Below are 17,310 nucleotides of genomic sequence, written 5' to 3' on the forward strand. Positions count from 1 at the left end.
GTTTATCCATCTCCTTCATTTCATTCTAAATGACACCTTGTAATCAGCCAATTAAAGGGGGAACGGGAGATGAATCAGGCTTCACTCGATCTGTTCAGAGCATTAACAGAACTGCCTGGAGCGCCAGGTTATGAAGCCACGATTCGCTCGTTTGTAAGAGAGAAGATCGAGCCTGTTGTGGACGAGATCATCACCGATCGATTGGGAAGCATATTTGGGGTGAAGCGGGGAGACTCTGGAAACCCGAAAATCATGGTTGCGGGACATATGGATGAGGTAGGTTTCATGGTAACCGGAATTACTCCGAACGGTATGTTGAAGTTCGCAACGCTTGGCGGCTGGAGATCTCAGGTGCTTCCATCAGCTAGAGTGCAGGTTGTAACGAGCGATGGAGTATTGAACGGTGTAATAGGAATGCCGTCCATAGAACCGGCTGAACACGAGAAAGCAATTGGTATCGAACGAATGTTTATTGATATAGGCGCGCTTGATGCTGATCATGCCAAAGAAATGGGTATTCGCCCAGGCCAACAGGCAGTGCCGGTATGTCCATTCACTCCACTTGCAGACGGCAAGATCATCATGGCCAAAGCATGGGACAATCGATATGGGGTAGGTCTCGCAATCGAGCTGTTACAGGCATTAAAGGATGAACGATTGCCTAATACTTTATTTGCCGGTGCCACCGTACAGGAAGAGGTTGGAATGCGGGGGGCTCAGACTGCCGCGCAATTAATTCAGCCGGATATTGCTTATGTATTAGATGCAAGTCCTGCCAATGACATCGATGGAAATCCGATGTCTTTCGGTCGATTGGGCGGGGGAACTCTGTTGCGAATCCTTGATGCCGGCATGATTACTCATCGCGGCTTGGTCGAATTTGTAACGGATATCGCAGATTCTTATGGAATCAAGTATCAATATTACGTGGGCAAAGGGGCTACCGATGCGAGTCGGACTCATCTCCACGGTATAGGCGTGCCATCGGCAGTGATTGGGATATGCACGCGGTATCCGCACACTTCATCGTCGCTTATTCATACGGATGATTATGCACAAGCCAAGGAACTGCTGCTTCAACTCGTACGACATACCAATCAATCAGCATTAGAGACAATACTGCGATGAATGGGAGGATAAGCCAATGAGGAGCTGGGAGGCAGACTGGGTATGGATTGATGATGCAGCTCAGCCGATTAACACCTACGTTTGTTTTCGTCGGGTATTTTCAATCAACAAATACAACATTATCAAAGCGGTATTATCTATCAGTGCGGATACCAGCTTTCATGTATGGATTAACGGCGTGGAGCTTGGTTCGGGACCAATTAGGTCTAGTTCGGATCATTGGTATTACGAACAATACATCATTCCGCATCTCCTCATTGACGGCAATAATACAATTGCAGCAATCGTTTCACACTCAGGACACTCGACTTATTCGTATATAGAGAATAGGTCCGGTTTACTTGCGGAGCTTCATCTAGAGATGATAGATGGAACGGCTCATGTCATCGCATCCGATGAACGTTGGAAGGCACATCTTCATACAGGTTACATGCAGCATGTGGTGAAAAGGAATGTGAATATCGGATGGTTGGAGGTTTATGATGCAAGAAAGTGGGGGGCGAGCTGGCTCGACAGCGAATATGATGATTCCGACTGGACTGCGGCGAAGCATGTGTGCAGAGGAGGCGAAGGGGCATGGGGAACCTTATATCCGCGTACAATTGAGCCATTCGCAAAGAAAGTAATCCAGCCAAGGAAAGTGATGGCTCATTCCGAAGTTCGCCCGATTCAGAAGGTGTTGTCTCTAAATTTGAGGGAAAATTTCTTCCCAGATCATCGAGATGCTAATGTGAAAATATTTACCGGATATTTTGCGTCGGCTGTGCAGGTAGAGAAGGATACAACAGGACGAATGAGCTTCGCCCACACGCCGTGGAATGGCCTTCAAGGGAGATTCAAAATAGATGATCAGTGGTATAAGTCGGGTGATTCTATTGAGCTTAAACAAGGTCGTCATTTGTTCCTAGTTGAGATAGCAGGGTTACATAATGACGTCATTAGCCATATGGAGTGGGATTTCGAGGAGGAAATCACATTCGTCCATCCACTTAATAGAGATTCTGATAGCCGATCTTCAGCGTTCGTTACCTTTGGACCCTACCAAACGATTGAGGCTATAGCAGATGGTTATCATCCATTATTCGGCGGTGTAGATAAAAATAATGGGCTCAACAAAGAGGAAGCGGCCTTCGTAGAGGTAGGGAAAGTAAATACATTAGAGGATTTTTTGTATTATGAGGGGATTGCAAAGAATGTAGATAACGTATATGTCATGGAAAATTTAATGATTTATTCGCTTATGTTGCGAAAGCAGACGTTGGCTGCATATACAATCAATCGTGAGTTGGATCGTATGTTATTTGATCATGATCGACCTGCGAGCATACCTGTTCCTTTATATGGCGGGGATCAAGAGCTCATTATTGATTTGGGGAAACTATATGTAGGGCAAGTGATCATCGAACTTGAAGCACAAGAGGGAACGGTCATTGATGTCTACGGGTTCGAAGCTGTAGTAAAGGGAGAGGTAAGATACACGTCAGGCGTAAATAATGCTTTTCGTTATTATGCGAGAGAAGGTAGACAATCCTATAAATGCTTATCACGTATGGGTTTTCGATACTTAATGGTAACCATTCGTGAGCAGCGAGCGCCCGTACTAGTATATAAGATTGCGGTAGAGCAGTCCGGCTATCCCGTTAATGATTATATCGGCTTTCGATGCTCGGATCCAATGTTAAACGATATTTGGGAGATAAGCAGGCATACATCCGAGGTATGTACAGAGGATACGTTTGTTGACTGCCCGACCTATGAGCGAGTGTTCTGGGTTGGTGACTGCCGAGTAAGCGCTCTGGTCAATTATTATATCTACGGTACGTATGAGTTGGTCAAGCACAGTCTAGAGCTAGTGCCACGATCCAGAGATCAAAGCAAGCTTCTGCTTGCCTGTCTGCCTACGGATTGGCAGGTGGTCATCCCGATGTGGACCTTCAGTTGGGTCATCGCATGTAAGGAATATATCGCATATAGCGCGGATCGTTCATTTGCCAATCACATCTATCCGCAATTAGCCCAAGTGCTCGAGCATTACTGCCAATTTATCAATGAAGATCATTTATTCGATATAAGCGCATGGAATTTGGTTGATTGGGCGGACTTGGACATCCCTTCAGTTGGAATTGGAACAGCGCAGCATGCCGGATTAGCGTATTGCTGTCAAGTAGCATCGGAGATCGCTGAGACTGTTGGTAAATATGAGGATGTTTCGAAGTGGAACACGATCACCAAGAATTTACGAGCAGCGCTTGGAGAACATTTGTGGGACCAGGATAAACAAGCTTATGTAGATGGGAAATATCGCTCAGGTGAATATAGCAAAACCTTTAGTCAGCAAACTCATATCCTTTTGTATCTATTCGATGCGATTGATCGAGAGCGGTTGGCATTAACAGAAGGAAGGCTCATTCATGCTCCAGCGGATTGGGTACCGATTGTATCACCATTTATGTCGTTCTACCTCTTTGAAGTGTGGGTAGAGCTTGGCCGATTGGATCTTGTGCTCGATCGCATACGTGAAGTATGGGGAGGGATGGTGCACCAAGGCTCCACGACGGCATGGGAAACCTATCCCAATACGAGGAGCTTCGCGCATGCCTGGTCGGCTGCCCCTGCTTATGTAATGGGCAAATATTTGCTTGGAATCACTCGTCTAGAGGAGGGATTTAAGGCGATAAAGCTTAATCCGCCATCAACAGATCTCATGTGGGCCGAAGGCTCTGTTCCTACTCCTTTCGGAAGAATGGATGTGCAATGGAACAAAGAAAATGATCACAAATGGATAGAGCTTCGATTGCCGCAAGAAATCGAAGTTAGTGATGCTGATGCGCGAGCAGACGGCTGGGAGATCAGGATCACTCGATTACAGCGCGTGAGGTAATTATCAGGGGGGAATATCGGGATGACCGAACTGATCAGCTGGGAGAAAGTTAGACATCGAATGGAGAACTTCGAATGGGCGCGATCTATACATAATCAGATTGCAGAACAAACGGAAGAATGGCTGATTCATTATGAGGACCATCCGAATCGCGTTTCAGGATGGGGGCATCATTATTTTTGCAGCCAATGTTTTACCAAAATACCGTTTGTTCGTGCGCAGCCAACCCATCATATCTGCGATTCTTGCGGATTTTCTAATTTTGGGAGCAAATATGATGAAGCTTGGAATTATTTATACCGCGATGAAGTGAACAAAACTGTGTTTTATGCAGCTGTTTTATACCGTTTGCATGGGGATTCGAAGTACGTCTCGTTTATTCGCAGAGTACTTTCTTTCTATAGTGATCATTATACGGAGCTGAAAGTAGAGGTCCCTAATGGTTATGTGGGAAAGCTGGTGGGAATAGATCTGTGTGATGCGGTTGGCGTAATCTGGTTATTACAAGGCATGCAGCTCGTCAAAGAGCAGTTCAGCTCCGAGGAGCTGGAGAAGTATAAGGTTAACCTGTTTCTACCCGAAGCAGAGCTGCTCTACTCCCATAGTTTAAGCATCAATAATATACCTTGCTGGATGATGTCCGCCACGGCCATGATTGGGATGTTCTTCGAAGAGGAGTCGTTTTTTAATAAAGCCATCAATAGCGAATTCGGGCTTGCCAATCAATTAGCGAAGGGAGTCACCAAGGAAGGTTTTTGGCTGGAAGGATCGATGCACTATCATTTCTATTGCGCTGAACCTTTTCTCTACGTCCTGCAATTTGCGCAAGAGTATGCGAAAGAGATTCCTGACATGCAAGAAACGGTCAAAAGGATGTACCAATATCCCGTTCAACTCGCATTCAGTAACGGTCGTTTTCCCAACCCCAATGACAGCTGGCCGCTTGTTTCCTTTAGCGCTTATGCGGGGCAATATGAATGGATAAATGCGATGTACGAAGACTCGAGTTATGAACATGCCTTGTCGTGTAGTTATGGAGAACTTTACATTCCATCATTTGCGTTTGGTGGGATGTGCGAGAGTACTCCGAAAGGCTGGATTCAGCGCTTGTTATTCGGCAAAGACAGATATGAGTCAATGCCTGAAGATCGCAGATTGTCGCGCTGTGATTCGGACATACAGTTCTGTATGTTGAGACATGAAGCAATTGAGTTGTTTATTAAATTCGGGTTTCATCAGAGAAATCACTCGCATCCGGATGCGTTGAATATAGAGCTCGCTTTCGATCAGGAGGTTGTCTCCTATGATCTATCGAACAGCGGCTACGGATCAACCTTATTCCGAGAATGGCAACGCAAGAGTGTGGCCCACAATACGGTAGTTATTGATGGCGTAGATCAAACAGCACGTCCTCGTGGTACTGTCGAAAGGTTTGATCCACTTAATAATGAAGCACGATTCAGGTGCAATGAGGTTTATCCTGGTATTGATTATGTCCGGGAGCTGAAGCTTCAAGGCGAGAGCTTGGTCGACCAGTTTAGTGTCATAACCAACGAGGAACATACCATGGATTGGGTCTTTCATTGTGCGGGGGAACTGCACCCTTCATTTTCTGTTGCAGAGAGTGCAAGTCCAGGCGATAAGGATGGTTATCAACATCTTCTTGATGTCAGATGGGCGAGGCTCGATACGGATTGGGAAGTTCAGTGGAGAACAGGCAACAAGATCATCACCTTGCAGATGGAAGGCAGCCCTCATACGGAGGTTTATCTGTTCCGCGGTTACGAATACACATCGGAGAAGCAGCGGCCAGGCATTCTAGTCAGAAGAAGAGGTAAAGGTACTTTATTTCATGCATTGTTCACAATGAATCGGCAATACGTGTAGAGCGAGGAGGATGGCAATGAAATTTCATGCTGATCAAGGAAACAACCGCAAAGAAGATATTTGCCAGCATCTAGGTGACGATTACGAACGGCATATGGGGGCCATCGTACCGCCCATTTTCCAAAATTCGCTCTTCACTCGTAAAACAAAAAATTACGGTTATACGTATACTCGAGTCTCTAATCCTACGATAGAGGTAGCAGAAGCCAAGATAGCTGCACTGGAGGAGGGGGCGCATGCACTAGCGTTCTCCTCAGGCATGGCGGCTATTACAGCGGGTATTATGCACTTTGTAGAGAAGGATTGTCACATAATTTCGCTCAAAAGTTTATATTCGCCGGCACGAATATTTATCGAGACCTATTTGAAGAAGATGGGCGTGGAAAGTACCTTTGTAATGGGAGATTCAATAGAAGAGATCGAAAGAGCCATCAGACCAGAGACTAAATTAATTTATCTGGAAAGCCCCGTATCCAATATATTTGTGCTGCAGGATCTGCGCCAAATCGCAGAGCTCGCTCAAAGTAAAGGGATTGCGACGATGATCGATAATACTTGGGCGACTCCGCTATATCAGAATCCCTTGACATTCGGAATTGATGTAGTAGTTCATTCCGCATCCAAATATTTGGGCGGACATAGCGATATTATTGGCGGAGTTTTAGTGGGGTCAAAAGAGTTAACAACCTCCATAATGCATAATGAACGAGGTTTATATGGCGCTATTATGGATCCGCATCAAGCATGGCTGTTAACAAGGGGACTTCGTACCTTACCGCTGCGCATGGCTCAGCATGCGAGCAATGGGATGACGGTTGCTAGGTTTCTGCAAGAACATCCAATGGTCGAATCGGTTTATTATCCCGGACTGGAGGAGCATCCGCAGTATGAATTAGGGAAGAGCCAAATGTCTGGTTATAGCGGGCTCCTTAGTTTTATCCCTAAGAAACCTATCCTGCCGCTTTCCCAAATGGCGGATGCTATGACGTTATTCGAAGTAGGTCCCAGCTGGGGCGGCTTCGAGAGCTTGATGAATTTCCCTGGCGATTGGGTGACTCCAGAAATATCGAAAAATACAGGGCTTCCGCAAGGATTGATAAGGCTTTCGATCGGGCTGGAGCATATCACTTCCATTCTGGATGATGTGGATCGTGGACTTCATTATTTGACTAGAGGAATAAAGTAGTTGCAGAACTGGATGAATTGAACCAATAGCTATATTCCTGTAAAAGGAGAGTGTGTCGGTTGAAGACAAACTTGCTGGATCGTGTTGTAATCGAAAGTCATATTCAGAAAATCATACAGGGCATGCTTCAGTTGAAGGCAGGATTCAAAGAAAATACGCCAGTAAGCATTATATCCATGGATAAGTGGGATTGGTCTCAAGGTGTCGGTTTGTTCTCCTTATATTTGTATTACAAGGAAACAAAGGATAAGGGGATACTGGAGTATTTGATTCATTGGTTTGAACAACGGATGCAAGAGGGACTCCCGGCCAAAAACATTAACACGATGTGTCCCATGCTTACGCTTAGCTATCTGTATGAAGAGACAGGTCGTGATGACTTTCTGCAATTGTGCAAGGAGTGGCTGCGCTTCGCAATGGAGGATATCCCTAGAACAGCAGAGATGGGATTCGCACATGCGACGATCGACGGACCTAATGAAACGCAATTGTGGGATGATACACTGTACATGACGGTTTTGTTTGTCGGTCGAATGGGCGCACTTCTGGAAGAGGAAATGTATTACCAAGAGAGTATTAGACAGTTCCTTGTTCATCTCAAGTATTTGACCGATACGAGGACTGGATTGTTTTTTCACGGGTTCACTTTTGATGGGAATCATCATTTCGCAGATGCTTTGTGGGGCAGAGGGAACGCTTGGTATACGGCAGGATTGGTAGACTATCTGGAGATGATTACGCTGCCGGAAGGAGTTGCCCAATTTCTGATCACTTCTTTGGAGAGACAAGTGATAGCTTTAGAAAAGCTGCAAGCAGCAGACGGAATGTGGCACACCATATTAGATGATCCGACTTCTTATGTGGAGTCCTCTGCAACAAGCGGATTTGCTTATGGCATCTTGAAGGCTGTTCGAATGGGGTATCTAGATAAACGATATGAGGAAGTGGGACGCAAGGCGCTGAACGCCGTGCTGTCTCGTATCGATCAAGACGGGACGGTAAGAGATGTATCCTATGGAACACGGATGGGCGAGACGCTGCAATATTACAAAGATATCCCTGTTTGTCCGATGCCATATGGACAATCAATGGCGTTACTGATGATGGTTGAAAGTTTAAGGCATGTATGATGAATCGAGAATGGCAAACGCTGGAGAATCGTCTGACGAATGAACAAGGGAGCACATTGCGAAGGAAGGTTTACCGATCCTATTCGAGGAGCTTGCTCATTCAGGATGTCCCATTACTTGTCGGGACTCATGAATCAAATGAGAATGAAGAGAGCCCCTCAACAGAGATGAAGGAGATTACTCTACAGCTTATGGCGTATATCAGAGAAAATTGTTGCGAATCTCTTCATATGACAGCATTGGCGCGTCGATTTCACATTTCTAAATCGTATATGTTCAAAATATTCAAACACTTCACCGGTTATACTCCTCATCAATATGTCATGCAAGAGCGAATTAACCGGGCCATGTTGATGCTGAATCGAGCCCATGAATCCGTAACCCAGGTCGCTGCCCGAACCGGATTTAATGACTCTTCCCATTTTATCCGAGCGTTTAAGGGAGCAACGGGTATGACACCGGGAGAATTCAAAGAACTGGCAAGCGCACAGTGCAACTAACTTCATTGAAAAGGAACGACGGAGAGGCTCCCTTAGTGCCTCTCCGTCGTTTTATCATGGAATCGAAAAATGAAGAACGAATAGCTTTTCACACAAGCGACACACTTTTATGGCAGAATCATGAGGGTTGTGAGGAAATCGGTACAAAAATAGATGGTATATGCTAACCTAAAAGAAGCAAACTACGTTAAGGGAGTGTTACCATTATGCGCGTTCAAGGTAATTCCGTTAGTGTCGAATCTGTTCCGACGATATCAGTCACGAAGGTTCTCTTCGAAACGATAAAGATTGGAATCGTAAAATCGAATCTAATCGCAATGATCGCAGGGCTAAGTATGGCGCTGTTCGTTCATGACCTTTCTTTTATGGATAAAATCGGTCATATCACGCTGGCTTTAATCGGCTCGGCATTAGTGATCGGCGCCGCGGGGATCTTCAATAATTTGTACGACCGCGATATCGACAGTATCATGGAACGGACGAAAAAAAGACCAACCGTTTCGGGGATCATCGATGTTTGGAGCGGGCTTCTGATCGGGAGCTGGATTGCAATAGGCGGTCTTGTCTCGTTGTATCTTGCTTCTCCCATGTCAGCACTAATGGGATTTCTGGGGCTGTTCCTATACGTTGTGCCGTATACGATGTGGACGAAACGCAGAACCATCTATAATACGGAGGTTGGGAGCTTGTCTGGCGCGATGCCTCCGCTAATTGGGTGGGCGGCTATTTCGCCGGACATCTTCCACCCGGGAGCTGTAGCGTTGTTCCTGTTGATGGTCATTTGGCAGATGCCGCATTTTTATGCGATTGGTATACGCCGTATGGAAGAATACCGCGCAGCTAATGTACCCATGCTGCCAGTCGTCAAAGGCATTCGCAGAACTTACCTGCAGATGAACGTATATTTGGTTGCCCTGTTCTTTAGCAGCTTCATGTTCTGGACCTTTAATCCGTATATTGCCGTGCTGAACGCGCTTCTTAGCTTGGCGTGGCTAATCCTAAGTATTAGAGGCTTCCACCAGAAGCAAGAGGACAAGTGGGCGCGATCGATGTTCATTTTCTCGTTAAACCATATCACTGTGCTGTTGCTTGCGATAGTTGGTTATTCGATTGGGGCATCGTTGTTATCATAACAACGATATGCAGCTCATTATAGGTGAGCACCTTCATTATAAATCCTCTTTCTTTTGATGAAAGATGAGGATTTATGTTTGAAGGTGCTTTTTTGCTTGTGATGTATACATTTTAGTATGCGTTTACAAATTTATGATTGAGGCATCGCGAGGATTGTAGTATTCTTTTTCCAATAACCAAAGGAGGTTAAGACATGTTGTTGGGACCAAAATCAAAGTTGATTATGATTGGTGATTCCATTACGGATTGCGAACGGGCAAGACCTATCGGTGAAGGATTGTTCGGTGCCACTGGAAAAGGGTATGTTTCCATGGTTGAAGCATTGCTTACGTCTACATATCCGGAGTATGGCATTCGAGTTGTGAATATGGGCATTAGCGGCAATACGGTGCGTAATCTCAAGGAGCGGTGGGAGACGGATGTGTTAGAGCTGAAGCCGGATTGGCTGTCGATCATGATCGGCACGAATGATGTCTGGCGCCAATTCGACCTGCCGGGTCACAGTGAAAAACATGTAAATATCGAAGAATACGAAGCTACGCTCGAGGAGCTCGTGCAACGCACCAAGCCGGCACTTCAAGGACTAGTATTAATGACACCGTTCTATATTGAGCCTAATGCGTCGGATGCGATGCGGAGGAAGATGGATCAGTATGGCGAGATTGTTAAGAAAGTGGCGGACAAATATGATGCCAAGTTTGTCGATACCCAAGCGGCATTCAATAAGGTATTGGATCATCTGTATCCGGCAACGCTTGCATGGGACCGCGTTCACCCTAATCAATCGGGGCATGCCTTACTCGCGCGCAGCTTCTTGCAAGCGATCGGATACGAATATAATCGGAATCAATAAATTTCCTTCATAAGCTCGTACAGCTCTTCTAGCGTAAATCCGAAGGACTTGTAATAAGAGCTATCGATGACCAATTGCTTCATAATCATTTCTTTTCTTTTTTGAAGCATCTCTTGAGGGGAGAGCTCGGCAACGAAACAGCCTTTGCCTGTCACTGTATCGATCAGACCTTGCCGTTCGAGCTCTTCCCAAGCCTTTTTGACGGTTATGATACTGACACGAAGCTCCGTAGCTGCTTGCCGGATAGGTGGCAAACCATATCCGCTTACGAGCTCGCCCTTCAGGATTTGCGCACTAATTTGCTCATAAATTTGCTGGTAAATCGGTTTGTCAGATGTGTTCGTAATCGCGATATTCATTATATCTCCGCTTTCTCAAATCGTTTGGCTGCTATCAGATAAGCAATGAATGTCCCGAGCGCAAATATGATGATGCCAAGGAACAAGAGAATAAACGATGTACCCGAGATCGCGTTTCCCGTTCCGTTGATAAGGTCTGCAAATGATTTGTTCTGTATGCCGAGCCATTCGGCTCCAACAGCAAACAACATAGCGAATGCAATGGAAACAACGGAAGCCGATCCGTATTTGTAAGCCGTTTTGTAATACATCGGAATAAAAAATAGATTAAAGATCGTATACATGACAAAACATAGTCCCCAGAACGCGAGAGAGGGCTCAAAGAAATAATAGATGAGATTCGGATACAAACTTACACTGATCAGGCCAAATCCGATTGCAACAATGAGATGCAGGCATTGCAGAATCACGATGACGAGCACTTTTGCTTTCACCATGTCTCTTCTTGTAACGGGCATTAGGCTGGAGAAGATGAGATCGTTCTGAGACTTGTAGCCTCCGAACATGTTCGGTATCGTAATGAAACAAAAGTAGAGCGGCACCAGAAAATATACCCAAGCTGGTATCAACGTCAGCGCGCCAGTTAAGAAGGGCATGGCATAAAAGAAGGGACTGACGCCAAGTTTCAGCTCTTTCCAAAGTAAGTTATACATGCGAAGACCCCCTCCTAGAGATATAAATCATGATCTCTTCCAAGCTAGGTAAAGTTGATTTGATATCCAGAGCAGGGTCCAGGTCCTTGGTATGGATAAGCCCAATAAAACCAAAAGAATTTTTTTTGTAGCTAATCAATTGATCTGCAATCTCCTCTAGCTGCTCCTGCTTCCCATTGACCAAACGGTAGCTGTCCACGAACGTTTCTTTTTCATCGCTATTAATGATTTGACCGTTATCGATGTACGTAATATAATCCGCGCATTTCTCCAAATCAGAAGTAATATGAGTCGAGAACAGGATGCTGATCTCGCCGTCCTCAACCAATTCCTGGAAGATATCCAGCAACTGATCTCTAGCGACCGGATCGAGTCCGCTCGTAGGTTCATCGAGTACAAGCAGCTTAGCGCCATGCGATAAAGCAAGAGCCAGGTTATATTTCACTTTCATGCCTGTGGATAATTCAGCTACTTTTTTGTTTTCGTTGATTTGGAATTTAGTTAAATAACCGTGATAAGCTTCATCGTCCCAATTGTGATAGAACCGCTTAATCACGCTCGTCAACGTTTTTATTTTGCTCCGTGTATAGAAGTCGATGTCGCCAAAAGCAAATCCGATTTCCTGCTTCAATTCCAACTCATGTTGAATCAAATCCTTGCCCAGAATTCGTATTTCGCCGCTATCCTTGTTAATCAAATTCAAGATGGCCTTGATGGTTGTTGTTTTTCCTGCGCCGTTGGAGCCGATGAACCCCATGATATAACCCTTCTCCAAATGAAAAGAAACATCCTTTAAATGAAAATGCTCGTATTTCTTATTTAATCGTTGGATGTCTAATGCAAGCATTCGGAAACCTCCTTATACATTGTGTATATCGTGCATACACAATGTATCACTTGATTGAGCTGTAGTCAACACAATCGAGTCGACATCGTGATATCAGCCTTCACCGCTTAGCAGCAGCTGCTCACGAAATTGTTTGGGCGAGCACTGATTATGTCGGCGGAACAAATTGTAGAAGTGGCCAATGTTCGAGATGCCTACCGTTTGTGCCACTTCCGCAATGCTGAGATCGCTTGTAAGCAGCAGCTGTTCCGCTTTTTTGATTCGCTTATAGGTGACAAAATCGGTAAAGGACATGCCAAATGTCTTCTTGAAGGTTTTGATAAAATGGGTGTAGCTCATATTGACCATCCCGCTTGCTTCGACGATGGAGAGCTTGTCCCCAAGTCTTGATTCGACATAATCAATCGTCGGCTGCAGACGATTAGTAAGCTGGATATCATTGTAATCAAGTTTTCTCTGACTATCGTGACGAACTAATAGCAGCAGAATGGATTTAATGTGCGCAGCCACGGCTAGCTCATATCCTGCTTGATTTTCGTTCATTTCCTTATAAATATCGCGTATTAATGCACCTGTACGTCTGCGCACATCTCGATCATCTCTGTAAATGTAATTAAGGGTGCTGAGCGGTCGAATCATCTCCGTGAAGTATCGCATGCTGTTCAGCGTGCTCTGATCCCAGTAATTACGAAGATTGATCTGGAACACCAAGTAGCTCAAATTGCCTTCCTTCGTCTGCAAGGTCCGATGCGGCTCGCTGGATCCGAAAATGGCGATATCGCCTTTGCGCAGCACGAGCTGCTCCTCTGTACAGAAGGCCGTCAATTCCCCTTTCATAATGAAAAGCAATTCGACCTCCTCATGGTAATGCCACTCCGTATAACGTTTCTGTCGCCAGTCTAGCTCAGTCTGCTTCTTGACTTCCTCCGATACGTTCTCGGTACCGTCGATCTGCCAAATTCGAAGCGCGAGAAAAGCGTTCTGATAAATCACTTGTTCATGCTTAATGTCGGGATACATCGGTTCAAATCCCCCTGAATGTAAGAATGGCGGAATGCAGATTCGCGTAAGTCTATCATAACACTCTTTCTGATTACGACCACCTTCATGACAGAATACTGTAATAATTTAATCGAATCGGAAATCGATCTTGAAAACGTTCTCCGCTACAATAGAGGGAGTTTAAACCAAGTGGGGGAGACGATAACAATGACTCAAACGATAAACGTTACAGTATGGAATGAATACCGCCATGAGAAAACAAACGATGAGGTCGCTGCTGTATACCCTAAGGGGATGCATACCGTAATCGCTGAGGGACTCGAGGTGTCAGGCGACATCAGATTTGCAACCCTGGATGACGAAGAACATGGTTTGACGAACGAGGTGCTGGACAATACGGATGTGCTGATCTGGTGGGGGCATATGGCGCATGGCGAGGTGCAGGACGAAATTGTTAATCGTGTACATGACCGCGTCTTAAAGGGTATGGGGCTCATCGTGCTGCATTCGGGGCATTTCTCTAAAATCTTCAAAAAGCTAATGGGCACATCCTGCGACTTGAAGTGGCGCGAAGCGAACGAGAAAGAACGAATCTGGGTCGTCAATCCGGGACATCCCATTGCGGAAGGCATCGGCGAATACATCGAATTGGCTCATGAAGAGATGTACGGCGAACACTTTGATATCCCACAGCCTGATGAGCTCGTAATGGTGAGTTGGTTCGAGGGCGGCGAGGTGTTCCGCAGCGGCTGCTGCTATACCCGCGGTGCAGGCAAGGTGTTCTACTTCCGTCCGGGCCACGAAACGTATCCTACTTACTACAATCCGCAGGTGCGGAAGGTTATCTCCAATGCGGTGAAGTGGGCTGCGCCTGTACAGCGCGACTATCCGAAATACGGCAACGCCAAGCCGCTTGAGAGTATCAAGGGCATTGCTGAATAATTAGCACAAACCAGTTTAACAGCACTGCCAGTTAAACTTTAATTAGCCGTTTCTTCGTATAATGGACATACAAGTGTCCATTTACATAAGGAACGGTTTCTTTTATATTGGCGGTGTCAAACCCAACCTCTCGAATAACTCATGGCGAGGTAATAGATGAAAATGGAGACCTTAAAGGAGGGTATGATGAGTAATAAAACAAACCAATGGGCGAAGTGGACATCCGTTATAGCCGTCACTCTAATAGCCTTTACGCTAATGTCCGTACCTTCACGGGAGAGATTCGAACAATTTATCGAAGAAGAATATGGAATTGTATGCACCTATCAGTCTTCTGGAGAGCTCTGTCATCAGGATGGAGCCATAGTAGACTTTACATCTTCACATTTTAGAAATGCGTTTGGATATGCTTCCTACGAGAAAAAATACAAACATGAGAACGGTGCGAAAATAACGACCAGGACGTTAGGCATGTTCGGTATGTTGTTCGTGATGAAAGATGGATATTGGTGGGAGGTATTTAACTGAAACGTAATTGAATCGCATGATCACCTAATCAACTATATAATTCCATTAAAATTGACAATGCTCGATCATATCTCTAAAATTTTAATGAGAAAATCACTTGTTTATTGCTTCTAATATGATCAAATTCAGCAACGAAATTGGAGAAATGAGGGTAAGAATGAAGACAAGACACAAACAACCGGCCGTCGTGAACTTGATACTGCGAGGCCTCGTCGTAATGCTCGGCGCGTTTATTACGGCATACGGTCTTGAAGCCGTATTAATTCCGAACAGTGTATCCGACGGCGGTGTAACGGGCCTCAGCATCGTCGGCTCGAAGTTGTTCGGGCTGCCGCTAGGATTACTGATTGGAGTTCTTAACATACCGTTCGTCTACTTGGGTTACAAGCAAATCGGCAAAAGTTTTGCGATTTACTCCGTGATTGGCATTGCATCACTTGCCGTAGGCACGATGGTCATGCACCATGTGAAGCCGATTGTCGAAGGGGATACGTTGCTGGTCACCGTCGTGGGCGGTATCATAATCGGTCTCGGGATGGGTCTCGCGCTTAGGAACGGCGGTGCGCTGGACGGCATCGACATGCTCGCGGTGCTGCTATCCCGCAAGCTGCCCTTCGGAACAAGCGATATGATTCTATTCTTGAACGTATTCGTATTTATTGTCGTCTCCAGCGTGTTCGGCTTGCAAGGAGCGATTCTGTCGGGTATTGCATACTTTATCGCTTCGAAGGTGATTCATATCGTCGAAGAAGGTTTGAGCGGAGCCAAAACGTTCAAAATCATTACCAAAGAGCCTGAAATTATGATCGAAACGATACGTAATCGATTAGGGCGCGGCGCTACATACACTTCCGTGCAAGGCGGATATACCAATGAACATTTCAAAGAGATTACTTGCGTCATTAACCGCCTGGAAGAAAGTAAAATGAAAGAAATCATTCGGGAAATCGATGAAAATGCATTCATCATGGTGTACGAAGTAGCCGAGGTCAAAGGCGGAAACTTTAAGAAAAAAGATATTCACTAAAGCTGAAAACTTCAATCTATTATGAAGCGGCATGAACCTGTTCGAACTCAGGTATGCCGCTTTTTTATTTGCATAACGCAATATCCAGCTGCTGATCAAGAAGGAATGGACAAAATAAATGGCTTCTTTTCATTTGTCCATTGAGGAGAGAATATGATTTTCGTATGATAGCTTCATAGATAATGATTATCATTATCTGAAATATGAGAATTAGATTGATGGAGGGTTTAGTCATGAGTAAGTCAAGAAGATGGGTAACGATTCTTACCGCAGCCGCATTAATGACGGTTTTGCTGTCCGCGTGCGGGAGCCAAAACAATGATGCGCCAGCCAAAGAGAGCAATGTGCCGGTGCAAGAGACTGCAAAGCCAGAGGGCGGAGATTCCACAGCAGCTGCGACACAGGTATATGAGGACTGGACCGGTCATTCAGTAGAAGTTCCGACAAATCCTAGCCGTATTATATTCCATGGCGAAACGACTGGTGACCTGGCTGTGCTGGGGGTCAATCCGGTTGGTATTATGTTAAGCTCGATTGAAGGCACGTTGAGCGAAGAGTACTTCAAAGATGCGACGGATGTCGGTTTTCCGTTCAGCGTAGAACAAGCGACATTACTGGACCCGGACCTTATTATTTTCGGTAATTCGGATGATGCGCAATATGAGTTTATTTCCAAAGTCGCGCCTACAGTGACGTTTGACACATTCGGCTCGCTGGATGAGCGATTGACCAAGCTTGGACAACTTCTTGGCAAGCAAGAGGAAGCGAAGCAATGGCTGGCGGAATACCATACCAAAGAAGACGCGATGTGGGAAACAATCCGTGACGGCGGAATTGGCGAAGAAGAGACGGCTACCGTCCTGACGATGTATCCTGGCAATCGTTTGTTCGCAATGGCAAATACGGGCTTGTCGCAAATTTTGTACGGAGAGAAAGGGTTTAAGACACCTGCGCTGGTACAAGAAGCGATGGATGCTGGACAAGGCTTCGTAGAAATCAGCTTCGAGAAGCTTCCCGAATATGCAGGTGACCGTATCTTCCTGCTTACACCGGTGGCGGACGAGGCAGTCAATGACTTAAAGTCCTTGCAGGAAAGTCAAGTATGGAGCGGGCTGGAAGCCGTCAAGAACGACAAGATCTATACATTCGGCCTGCTAGAAGCGTATAGCGATGCAAAGTCGCGCGAATGGTTGATTGAACAGCTGCCCCAGACGTTATTGAAATCCAATTAATATCGCAACTCTATCAAAAGC

General features: G+C 45.6%; 16 protein-coding genes. 12 read left to right on the forward strand and 4 right to left on the reverse strand.

The genetic code is table 11. The annotated features are described in order from the left end of the window. Positions 1-69 precede the first annotated feature (69 nt). The 8 genes from ACX1C1_RS16445 to ACX1C1_RS16480 all read left to right on the forward strand — a co-directional run bounded on the left by ACX1C1_RS16445 (position 70) and on the right by ACX1C1_RS16480 (position 10,699). Positions 70-1,128 (forward strand): M42 family metallopeptidase, encoded by a 1,059-nt coding sequence (locus ACX1C1_RS16445; RefSeq protein WP_458953253.1) that lies wholly within the window; start codon positions 70-72, stop codon positions 1,126-1,128. A 16-nt stretch (positions 1,129-1,144) separates the two neighbouring features. Further along, positions 1,145-4,009 carry a family 78 glycoside hydrolase catalytic domain gene (locus ACX1C1_RS16450; RefSeq protein WP_458953254.1) on the forward strand — a complete coding sequence of 955 codons (2,865 nt, stop codon included), beginning with the start codon at positions 1,145-1,147 and terminating at the stop codon, positions 4,007-4,009. Between the two features lie 21 nt (positions 4,010-4,030). Then, a complete protein-coding gene (locus ACX1C1_RS16455; RefSeq protein WP_458953255.1) occupies positions 4,031-5,896 on the forward strand; it encodes a heparinase II/III domain-containing protein in 1,866 nt (621 codons plus the stop codon). A 16-nt stretch (positions 5,897-5,912) separates the two neighbouring features. Further along, a complete protein-coding gene (locus ACX1C1_RS16460; RefSeq protein ID WP_458953256.1) occupies positions 5,913-7,082 on the forward strand; it encodes a trans-sulfuration enzyme family protein in 1,170 nt (389 codons plus the stop codon). Positions 7,083-7,141: 59 nt separating this feature from the next. Further along, on the forward strand, positions 7,142-8,212 hold the full coding sequence (bglB, locus tag ACX1C1_RS16465; protein WP_458953257.1) for a beta-galactosidase BglB: 1,071 nt from the start codon (positions 7,142-7,144) through the stop codon (positions 8,210-8,212). 92 nt (positions 8,213-8,304) lie between these two features. Then, a complete protein-coding gene (locus tag ACX1C1_RS16470) occupies positions 8,305-8,712 on the forward strand; it encodes a helix-turn-helix transcriptional regulator (protein ID WP_458953258.1) in 408 nt (135 codons plus the stop codon). Between the two features lie 206 nt (positions 8,713-8,918). Beyond that, positions 8,919-9,845, forward strand: a complete 927-nt coding sequence (gene cyoE / locus ACX1C1_RS16475) for a heme o synthase (RefSeq protein WP_458953259.1) — start codon at positions 8,919-8,921, stop codon at positions 9,843-9,845. Between the two features lie 194 nt (positions 9,846-10,039). Next, on the forward strand, positions 10,040-10,699 hold the full coding sequence (locus ACX1C1_RS16480; RefSeq protein ID WP_458953260.1) for an SGNH/GDSL hydrolase family protein: 660 nt from the start codon (positions 10,040-10,042) through the stop codon (positions 10,697-10,699). On the opposite strand, the gene ACX1C1_RS16485 is transcribed toward ACX1C1_RS16480, so the two are convergent. From ACX1C1_RS16485 to ACX1C1_RS16500, 4 genes are all read right to left on the reverse strand, one after another. Then, a complete protein-coding gene (locus ACX1C1_RS16485) occupies positions 10,693-11,058 on the reverse strand; it encodes a GntR family transcriptional regulator (RefSeq protein ID WP_458953261.1) in 366 nt (121 codons plus the stop codon). The two genes, ACX1C1_RS16480 and ACX1C1_RS16485, sit on opposite strands and share 7 nt — an antisense overlap. Then, the gene (locus tag ACX1C1_RS16490; protein WP_458953262.1) at positions 11,058-11,711 is read right to left on the reverse strand and encodes an ABC-2 transporter permease; all 654 of its coding nucleotides are present in this window, start codon (positions 11,709-11,711) and stop codon (positions 11,058-11,060) included. Before ACX1C1_RS16490 ends, ACX1C1_RS16485 begins: the two co-directional genes overlap by 1 nt. Next, entirely contained in the window at positions 11,704-12,558 is an 855-nt protein-coding gene (locus tag ACX1C1_RS16495) for an ABC transporter ATP-binding protein (protein ID WP_458953263.1), read from the reverse strand. The genes ACX1C1_RS16490 and ACX1C1_RS16495 overlap by 8 nt, the downstream gene beginning before the upstream one ends. 93 nt (positions 12,559-12,651) lie before the next feature. Continuing rightward, positions 12,652-13,578 carry an AraC family transcriptional regulator gene (locus tag ACX1C1_RS16500; protein WP_458953264.1) on the reverse strand — a complete coding sequence of 309 codons (927 nt, stop codon included), beginning with the start codon at positions 13,576-13,578 and terminating at the stop codon, positions 12,652-12,654. A 189-nt stretch (positions 13,579-13,767) separates the two neighbouring features. On the opposite strand from ACX1C1_RS16500, the gene ACX1C1_RS16505 reads away from it, so the two are divergent. From ACX1C1_RS16505 to ACX1C1_RS16520, 4 genes are all read left to right on the forward strand, one after another. Beyond that, positions 13,768-14,502: a ThuA domain-containing protein gene (locus ACX1C1_RS16505; RefSeq protein ID WP_458953265.1), complete on the forward strand. Its 735-nt coding sequence runs from the start codon at positions 13,768-13,770 to the stop codon at positions 14,500-14,502. 186 nt (positions 14,503-14,688) lie between these two features. Next, entirely contained in the window at positions 14,689-15,030 is a 342-nt protein-coding gene (locus ACX1C1_RS16510) for a hypothetical protein (RefSeq protein WP_458953266.1), read from the forward strand. Between the two features lie 157 nt (positions 15,031-15,187). Next, the gene (locus tag ACX1C1_RS16515; RefSeq protein WP_458953267.1) at positions 15,188-16,057 is read left to right on the forward strand and encodes a YitT family protein; all 870 of its coding nucleotides are present in this window, start codon (positions 15,188-15,190) and stop codon (positions 16,055-16,057) included. A 233-nt stretch (positions 16,058-16,290) separates the two neighbouring features. Then, a complete protein-coding gene (locus ACX1C1_RS16520) occupies positions 16,291-17,289 on the forward strand; it encodes an ABC transporter substrate-binding protein (RefSeq protein ID WP_458953268.1) in 999 nt (332 codons plus the stop codon). The last annotated feature ends 21 nt before the right edge of the window (positions 17,290-17,310 follow it).

This window comes from Paenibacillus sp. strain BS8-2 (assembly GCF_054483835.1).

Bases quoted from the DNA above. Each gene is read 5' to 3' on its own strand.
- ACX1C1_RS16445 (WP_458953253.1), top strand. From the start codon at position 70: ATGAATCAGGCTTCACTCGATCTGTTCAGAGCATTAACAGAACTGCCT.
- ACX1C1_RS16450 (WP_458953254.1), top strand. From the start codon at position 1,145: ATGAGGAGCTGGGAGGCAGACTGGGTATGGATTGATGATGCAGCTCAG.
- ACX1C1_RS16455 (WP_458953255.1), top strand. From the start codon at position 4,031: ATGACCGAACTGATCAGCTGGGAGAAAGTTAGACATCGAATGGAGAAC.
- ACX1C1_RS16460 (WP_458953256.1), top strand. From the start codon at position 5,913: ATGAAATTTCATGCTGATCAAGGAAACAACCGCAAAGAAGATATTTGC.
- cyoE (WP_458953259.1), top strand. From the start codon at position 8,919: ATGCGCGTTCAAGGTAATTCCGTTAGTGTCGAATCTGTTCCGACGATA.
- ACX1C1_RS16480 (WP_458953260.1), top strand. From the start codon at position 10,040: ATGTTGTTGGGACCAAAATCAAAGTTGATTATGATTGGTGATTCCATT.
- ACX1C1_RS16485 (WP_458953261.1), bottom strand. From the start codon at position 11,058: ATGAATATCGCGATTACGAACACATCTGACAAACCGATTTACCAGCAA.
- ACX1C1_RS16490 (WP_458953262.1), bottom strand. From the start codon at position 11,711: ATGTATAACTTACTTTGGAAAGAGCTGAAACTTGGCGTCAGTCCCTTC.
- ACX1C1_RS16495 (WP_458953263.1), bottom strand. From the start codon at position 12,558: ATGCTTGCATTAGACATCCAACGATTAAATAAGAAATACGAGCATTTT.
- ACX1C1_RS16500 (WP_458953264.1), bottom strand. From the start codon at position 13,578: ATGTATCCCGACATTAAGCATGAACAAGTGATTTATCAGAACGCTTTT.
- ACX1C1_RS16505 (WP_458953265.1), top strand. From the start codon at position 13,768: ATGACTCAAACGATAAACGTTACAGTATGGAATGAATACCGCCATGAG.
- ACX1C1_RS16510 (WP_458953266.1), top strand. From the start codon at position 14,689: ATGAGTAATAAAACAAACCAATGGGCGAAGTGGACATCCGTTATAGCC.
- ACX1C1_RS16515 (WP_458953267.1), top strand. From the start codon at position 15,188: ATGAAGACAAGACACAAACAACCGGCCGTCGTGAACTTGATACTGCGA.
- ACX1C1_RS16520 (WP_458953268.1), top strand. From the start codon at position 16,291: ATGAGTAAGTCAAGAAGATGGGTAACGATTCTTACCGCAGCCGCATTA.